Here is a 7,026-nt window from a genome sequence, read left to right on the forward strand (position 1 = left end):
TCAGGCCGCCGCTCGCCGCGCGGCACGCGTGGCGCCGGCGGTCAGCACCACCACGGCCGCCAGGATGATGCCCGTGGCGCTCAGTGTTTGCGGCGCGACCCGCTCATCGGCCAGCCATGCGCCCATGAGCAGGGCGATGGGCGGGTTCACGTAGACATAGCTCGTCGCCATGACGGTGGACACGCGCTCCACCAGCGCCATGTAAGCCGTGAACGCAATGGCCGAACCGAACACCACCAGATAGCCCCACGCCAGCGCCGAGTGCAACCCGATGCTGTGCGGCCACTTTTCACCCACGATCAGGCTGAGCAGCACCAGCGCCACGCCGCCAAAGACCATCTCCAGCACAAAGGCCGTCGTGCCCTTGGGCATGTCGATGCGCTTGGAGAGCTGCGAGCCGAACGACCACGACGCAATGGCCGTGGTCAGCGCCAGCACGCCGGCAGTGCTGGCCTGAAATTCCGCACCGTGAAACAGCACCGCAATGCCGATGCTGCCCAGCGCAATTGCGCCAATCTCATATGCCCGCAGACGGCCGCCGGCCAACAGCGTCCACAGGGTGGAGAACAGCGGCATCGACGCGATCATCACCGTGGTGGCGCCCGACGAGATGGTCTGCTCGGCCACCGCCGTCATGCCCATGCCGCCCACCAGCATGAAACCGCCAATCAGCGCGCAGTTGCGCACCTGGCGCCAGCTCGGCCGCTCACGCTCACGCTGGCGCAGGAGAATCAGGGGGGCGAGCAGCGCTGCCGCCACCAGAAACCGCGAACCCATCATCAGGAAGGGTGGCAGATCGGTCAGCGCAAAACGGATGGCCAGATAAGTCGTGCCCCACACCACGTAAGTGATGAGCAGGCAGACCGCGATGAACGGAGACATGTCGAGACCTCGGCGAGGAAGTCCCGATGCTACTCAAGGTGGGCTTATGCGCAAAACGAGTTTTGTTATCGCTCGTTGTTAGCAGGGTTAGCAAACACGTGAGTTTTGGGGCGCGCCACGTTCGGAACACCGTCTTTTGCGTGCGGAAGGCCATCGATGGCGCTCAGAACCTCAAACGCCGGGTTCAGAACGTGGATGGTCGGGGTCTGAAGCCGGCATGATGAGGTTCAGAACATCAAACGCGGCGTTCCGAACCCCAACAGCGGGGTTCGGAAGCGCAGCCGTAGTGTTCAGAACCGCAAGCGCTGGGTTGAGTCACCCCAATGTCGGCGCTCTGAACGGCAAGGGCGGCGATAAGAACCCCAGCGCCCCGTCAGATGACCCGGAAGCCGTGCGTGCCGTCGCGCCCGAGTTGGGCGACCAGCCCGAACTCCCAGTCCAGATAGCCTTGCATGGCCGCGCGCGGAGCGTTGGTGCCTTCGTAGGGGCGGCGGTAGCGGTCGATCCGGTCGGAGGCGAGGTGCGTTTCGCCGGATTCCACCGGCAGCCCCGCGGCCACCCAGGCGGCTGTGCCGCCGTCGAGCACCCAGACCTCGGCGTGCGTGAGCTTGGCCAGATCCACAGCGGCAAAGCGGGCAAGCAGGCTGGAGCCGCAAGTCAGCACGTAGCGGCGGGCCGGCGGGATGCGCTGGAGCGCGCCGGCCAGGTCGGAACGCACGGCAAACCAGGCGCCCGGAATGTGCCGCGCCACGTAGTTGGCGCTGCGGGTGACGTCGATGACGGCGGTGTCGCCGGCTTCCAGCCAACCGGCCAGGGCGCGGGCATCGACCGTGCGCACGGCGGGCGTGTCGGCGGTGGGGGCATGCCACGGGCCGGTCGCGCTGCGCGCGCTGGCGTCGACCGGATCGGTCACGTACACCTCCCAGCCCATCTGCGCGAGCCACGAGGCGGTCATATCCGCACGTACGCCGTCGTCGTCGGTCAGCACAATGCGGGCACCGCGCACGGCGGCGGTGTGGTCAGTCTCCTGCACGAGCTGCCCGCCCGGTGCGCTGGCAAAGCCGGGCAGGTGGCCAGCGGCGTATTCCTCGGGCGTGCGTACGTCCAGCTTGTAGAGCGTGCGGTCCGGGGTTTCCAGCTTGGCAACGTCGGCCAGGGCAATGCGGGGCACATTGGCGCGTTCCGCCACGGCGCGGGCATCGGCCTGGGCCTGGGCACGGGTCTGTGCGGACACGGCTTCCGGGTGGCGGCGGTTGATGCCGTGGTCCAGCACCTGATCGGCCAGCAGCCAGCCGATGGTGCCGTTGCGCAGCGCCGCCACCGGGTTCGGAATGCCAGCGTTGACGAGCGATTGCGTGCCGATGATGCTGCGCGTGCGCCCGGCGCAGTTGACGATGACCTGCGTGGTCGGGTCGGGCGCCAGTTCGCGGATGCGCAGCACAAGCTCGGCCCCCGGCACGCTGGTCGCCGTGGGGATGCTCATGGTCTGGAATTCGTCATAGCGGCGCGCATCGACAATCACCACGTCGCGCTTGGCATCGAGCAGCGCCTTGACTTCCTGCGCGCTGAACGAGGGCGTGTGGCGTTGTGCCTCCACGTATTCGCCAAAGGCTTTGCTGGGGACGTTCACGTCCTGGAAGACCTCGCCGCCGGCTGCGCGCCAGCCATCCAGACCGCCTTCCAGCAGATAGACACGCGTGTAGCCGAGCTCGGTCAACTTGGCGGCAGCGCGCGGGGCAAGGTCCACGCCGTCGTGCACGCCATACAGAACAATCAACGTATCCCGGCGCGGAATGCGCGACCACGCCTCCAGCTCCAGCCGCGAGAGCGGCAGGTTGGCTGCCCACAGCGGGTGCGCCTGCGCGTAGGGGTCTTCCTCACGCACATCGACCAGGGCGATTTCCTTGTGGGCCAGCAAGGCGGCGCGCACGTCAGCGTAGGTGAGCGTGGGAACGTGGGTCTCGGCCAGTGGTGCGGCGACCGGCGAGTCAGTGGCTTCGAGGGTATCGATGACGGTACTCATGAGGCAGACGTGTCCTTGGAACGGTCCCAGAGATTGGGCAGGTGGGTATTCGAATAACCGGAGATGAACGGCTTGCGCTCGCCGTCTTCCGTATAGACCGAGCGGTGGATGCCACCGATGTTGCCGCCGTACACGTGGATGCTGATCGACGTGCGGTCGTCAAACGCGTTGTGCACGCGGTGGATGTCACCCACGCGCGGCGAGACGCGCTCGACCTGGCCCGGCTCCAGGCGGATGGCCGCACCATCGGGCAGCGGGCGCCCATCGGCAGCAAGCTTGAACGGCTGCGAATACTCGGCGCCGCGCAACATGCCGATCAGGCCCCACGTGGTGTGGTCATGGATGGGCGTGCGCTGGCCCGGGCCCCAGACAAAGCTGACGATGGAGAAGCGCTCGCCAGAGTCGACATGCAGCAGGTACTGCTGGAAGTGCTCGGGGTGAGGCTGGGCGTATTCGGCAGGCAGCCAGTTGTCGTGCGCGACGAGCGCGCCGAGCAGCGCGCCGGCACGCGAGAGGATTTCCGCTTCCGTCGGCTGCTGATCGAGCAGGCGGGACAGTGCGGTCACGAAATCGCGCAGCGGCAAGATGGATTGCGGGGATTGCGTTTGTGCAGGTGCGGTAGCGAGGGCAGGCGTGCTCATCGGCAGGTTCCTGATGTGGGGTTTCGGCTCATCTTGCTGGACTGGGGTTCTGGCGTCCAGCTAAACCCCAAGCGCAGTGCGGCCGGCGGCCAGCAGGATCGAATCGTTCTGCGGGGTGTGGATGCGGCTGCAGAGCACATCGCGGTAGTGGCGCTCAAGCGGGTTGTGGCGCGACAAGCCGTGGTTGCCAGAGAGCTGCAGAGCCAGTTCCACCGCGCGGATGGCATTGCCGGTGACGGTGTATTTGAGCAGCCCGCTATCGGTCGTGGAGAGCGGTGTGCCGGCATCGGCTGCCTCGGCAGCGTGGTCGAGCAGCACGCGGTTGGTGCGCAGTGCGGCGGCAATTTCGCCGGCGGCTTCCTGCATGCGCGGCAGCGTTGCCAGCGGCGCACCGAGGTTGGCGGGCGCACGCGTGTTCAGGAACTGCACGAGCCAATCGCGCGCAGCCTGCGCCACGGCGTCGTACAGGCTGCCGAGCAGGACGGCCATCCAGGCTTGCTGATCGACGTGTGCACCGCTGTCTGCCCACTCGGCAGCCGGCCGGATGTCAACGGCGTGGTCGAGCGGAATGGCCACGTCTTCCAGCACAACGTCGTGGCTGCCGGAAGCGCGCAGGCCCAGGTGGTTCCAGGTGGATTCGATGCGGATGCCGGGCGTGTCTGGCAGCGGGCGCGGAACGAGGAAGATGCCGACACGCGGCTCCGCTTCATCGGTGCGCGCCCACACCGCCAGCCAGCGCAGCGCCGGACTGCCGGTGCTGTAGAGCTTGCGGCCGTGAATGCGCCAGTAGTCGCCAACGCGCGTAGCGATCGTGCCGGGCAGGCCGCCGCGTGCCGGTGTGCCCAAGTCTGGCTCCACGCGCAATGCGTTGATGAGGGCACCTTCATTCAATGCCGTGGAGAACACTTGCTGGCGAAGATGCGCGGGCCAACGTGTATCGGCGCGGCCCAGCGCGCGATGCTGCAGATACGTCATCGTCAGAACAAGTGCAGTCGCGGCATCACCATACGCAACCGACGCGATGATGCGGCGCGCAGTGGCCAGGTTTGCGCCACCGCCGCCATGTGCTTGCGGAATGACTTGCGCGGTCAGCCCGGAGGCATGCAGCAACGCAAAGTTCTCGTGCGCAAATTTGCCGTGCGCATCGTGCTCCGCAGCGGTGGCCGCCAGTTGCGGCGTGATGGCGGCCAGCACCTCGGCAAGCCGTTCGGTTGCCGTGGGCAGGCGATGCAGGGGGATGGACGACATGGCGAAGCAGCGCACGAGGCAAGTGATGTTGCCGCACAGCGTAGCCGTGTTGCCGCGCACAGCGAACGACCCATGCCGAATATGCAGCATTGAATTTATTCGTTAGTGCAACGCTGGTGGTGACGTAACTTCATTCGCATTCATGGCGAGGTGCAGCGCAGCAAATACAGCCTCGCCGATCTTCTAACGATATGCGGAGCGAGCCACCATGAGCGTCGATTTCATCGGCATGATCCAGAGCCAGAAGCAGTCGGAAATCCATCCGCCTGATCCGAATGGACCGGTGATTGACCGCGACTACGTGCGTGCCTTTGCGCAGGCCCACGAGCAGGCCGGCTTCGACCGCATTCTGGTGCCGCATCACTCGACCGGCCCTTCGGCCACGTTGACGATCTCGTATGCGGCGGCGCTGACCGAACGCATCCACTTCATGCTGGCGCATCGCCCAGGCTTTACCAACCCGACGCTGGCCGCACGCCAAATTGCGACGCTGGATCAGTTTACGGGTGGGCGCCTGGGGGTGCACTTCATCTCGGGCGGCTCCGACAGCGAGCAACGCCGCGATGGCGACTATCTCGACCACGACCAGCGCTACGCACGCACCGATGAATACCTCGGCATCCTGCGCCGCATCTGGACCGAGGCCAAACCGTTCGATCACGAGGGCGCGTTCTACCGTTTCGAGCAGGGTTTCTCGGAGGTGAAGCCCGCGCAAAAGCCGCATGTGCCGATCTACTTTGGCGGCGCGTCGGACGTGGCGGTGGAGGTGGCGGGCAAGCACGCCGATGTATACGCCCTGTGGGGGGAGTCGCTCGACCAGGTGCGTGAACTGACCACGCGTGTGCGTGCAGAAGCCGCCAAGCACGGCCGCAGCATCCGCTTCTCGGTATCGTTCCGGCCGATTCTGGCGGACACGGAAGAGGCTGCCTGGGCCCGCGCCGAACGCATTCTTGAACGCACCCGCGCGCTGCGCCTGGAGCAAGGCTACAGCCGTGGCGGCCCACAGCAGAGCGAAGGTGCACGTCGCCTGCTGGCCGCTGCCGAGCAGGGCGAGCGCGTCGACAAACGTTTGTGGACGGCCATCGCCAAGGAAACCGGCGCACGCTCCAACTCCACCGCGCTGGTCGGCACGCCGGAGCAGGTGGCCGATGCGCTGCTCGACTACTACGACCTGGGCGTCACGACCTTCCTGATCCGCGGCTTTGATCCGCTGGAAGATGTGGTCGACTACGGCCGCACACTCATCCCGCGTGTGCGTGAGCTGGTTGCCCAGCGCGATGCACAGCGCAAGGCAGCGTGAGGGCGCGGGCATGAGCGCAGTCATCTCCATCGAGCGCCCGGCGTCTACCTCGCTCCGGCTCAACCCGCAGCCACAGCAGAAGTTCTGGTTCGATCCGCCGGCGGCGCGCACGTCCGTTGAGGCAGAACGGCGCCATCGGCAAGAGCGCTTGGCAGCAGCTTTCCGCATCTTTGCGCGGCATGGCTTTGACCTTGGGCTGGCCGGGCATATCACTGCACGCGATCCGGAACTGCCCGACCACTTCTGGGTGAACCCGCTGGGCGTGCATTTCTCGCGCATCAAAGTGTCAGACCTGCTGCTGGTCAACGCGCATGGCGAGACGGTCATCGGCGATCAGCCGCTCAACAAGGCGGCGTTCGCCATTCATGCGGCGATTCACGAGGCGCACCCGCACATCGTGGCGGCGGCGCATACGCATTCGACGTACGGCAAAGCGTGGTCGACGCTGGGCCGACCGCTCGATCCACTCACGCAGGATGCGTGCTCGTTCTATGAAGACCATGCCCTGTTTGACGACTTCACCGGCATGGTGGTCGACGCCAGCGAGGGCGAACGCATTGCGCGCGCACTGACCAAACCGGGCGGCGGCACGCACAAGGGCGTGATCCTCAAGAACCACGGCATCCTCACCGCCGGCCCCACCGTAGAAGCCGCTGCATGGTGGTACATCGCGCTGGACAACGCCGCGCATACGCAACTGCTGGCTGAAGCTGCCGGCACGCCGCAGCCGATTGACGCCGCCACCGCGCGGTACACGCACAGCCAAGTGGGTGGGCCCGAAGGCTCGCTGCACGCGTTCGAGAGCCTGTACGCGGGCCTGATTGCCGCTGAGCCGGACGTGCTGGACTGAGCCCAAGCAGAACCAAACAGATCGTAGAGCACAGAACACATCCAACACATCACCATACGGGGAGCACTCCATGAGCCAAGAC

The 7,026-nt window shown here is 66.1% G+C and carries 6 protein-coding genes; 2 read left to right on the forward strand and 4 right to left on the reverse strand.

The window, feature by feature from the left end; translation table 11 throughout:
- The 4 genes from C404_RS38310 to C404_RS38325 all read right to left on the reverse strand — a co-directional run bounded on the left by C404_RS38310 (position 1) and on the right by C404_RS38325 (position 4,794).
- Positions 1-882, reverse strand: coding sequence for an EamA family transporter (locus C404_RS38310; RefSeq protein WP_021194056.1), 882 nt, complete (start codon positions 880-882; stop codon positions 1-3).
- 373 nt (positions 883-1,255) lie between these two features.
- The gene (locus C404_RS38315; protein ID WP_021194057.1) at positions 1,256-2,905 is read right to left on the reverse strand and encodes a rhodanese-related sulfurtransferase; all 1,650 of its coding nucleotides are present in this window, start codon (positions 2,903-2,905) and stop codon (positions 1,256-1,258) included.
- Positions 2,902-3,546 (reverse strand): cysteine dioxygenase, encoded by a 645-nt coding sequence (locus C404_RS38320; RefSeq protein ID WP_021194058.1) that lies wholly within the window; start codon positions 3,544-3,546, stop codon positions 2,902-2,904. The genes C404_RS38315 and C404_RS38320 overlap by 4 nt, the downstream gene beginning before the upstream one ends.
- A 60-nt stretch (positions 3,547-3,606) precedes the next feature.
- Positions 3,607-4,794, reverse strand: coding sequence for an acyl-CoA dehydrogenase family protein (locus C404_RS38325; RefSeq protein WP_031329127.1), 1,188 nt, complete (start codon positions 4,792-4,794; stop codon positions 3,607-3,609).
- Between the two features lie 208 nt (positions 4,795-5,002).
- Here C404_RS38325 and C404_RS38330 point away from each other — a divergent pair, with 208 nt between their 5' ends.
- Entirely contained in the window at positions 5,003-6,094 is a 1,092-nt protein-coding gene (locus tag C404_RS38330; protein WP_021194060.1) for an LLM class flavin-dependent oxidoreductase, read from the forward strand.
- A gap of 10 nt (positions 6,095-6,104) precedes the next feature.
- Positions 6,105-6,944 carry a class II aldolase/adducin family protein gene (locus tag C404_RS38335; protein WP_021194061.1) on the forward strand — a complete coding sequence of 280 codons (840 nt, stop codon included), beginning with the start codon at positions 6,105-6,107 and terminating at the stop codon, positions 6,942-6,944.
- Positions 6,945-7,026 lie beyond the last annotated feature (82 nt).

It is taken from the genome of Ralstonia sp. AU12-08, from assembly GCF_000442475.1.
GTDB classification, from domain to species: Bacteria; Pseudomonadota; Gammaproteobacteria; order Burkholderiales; family Burkholderiaceae; genus Ralstonia; species Ralstonia insidiosa.

Coding starts and splice junctions, on each gene's coding strand:
- C404_RS38335 (WP_021194061.1), top strand. CDS start 6,105: ATGAGCGCAGTCATCTCCATCGAGCGCCCGGCGTCTACCTCGCTCCGG.
- C404_RS38325 (WP_031329127.1), bottom strand. CDS start 4,794: ATGTCGTCCATCCCCCTGCATCGCCTGCCCACGGCAACCGAACGGCTT.
- C404_RS38310 (WP_021194056.1), bottom strand. CDS start 882: ATGTCTCCGTTCATCGCGGTCTGCCTGCTCATCACTTACGTGGTGTGG.
- C404_RS38330 (WP_021194060.1), top strand. CDS start 5,003: ATGAGCGTCGATTTCATCGGCATGATCCAGAGCCAGAAGCAGTCGGAA.
- C404_RS38320 (WP_021194058.1), bottom strand. CDS start 3,546: ATGAGCACGCCTGCCCTCGCTACCGCACCTGCACAAACGCAATCCCCG.
- C404_RS38315 (WP_021194057.1), bottom strand. CDS start 2,905: ATGAGTACCGTCATCGATACCCTCGAAGCCACTGACTCGCCGGTCGCC.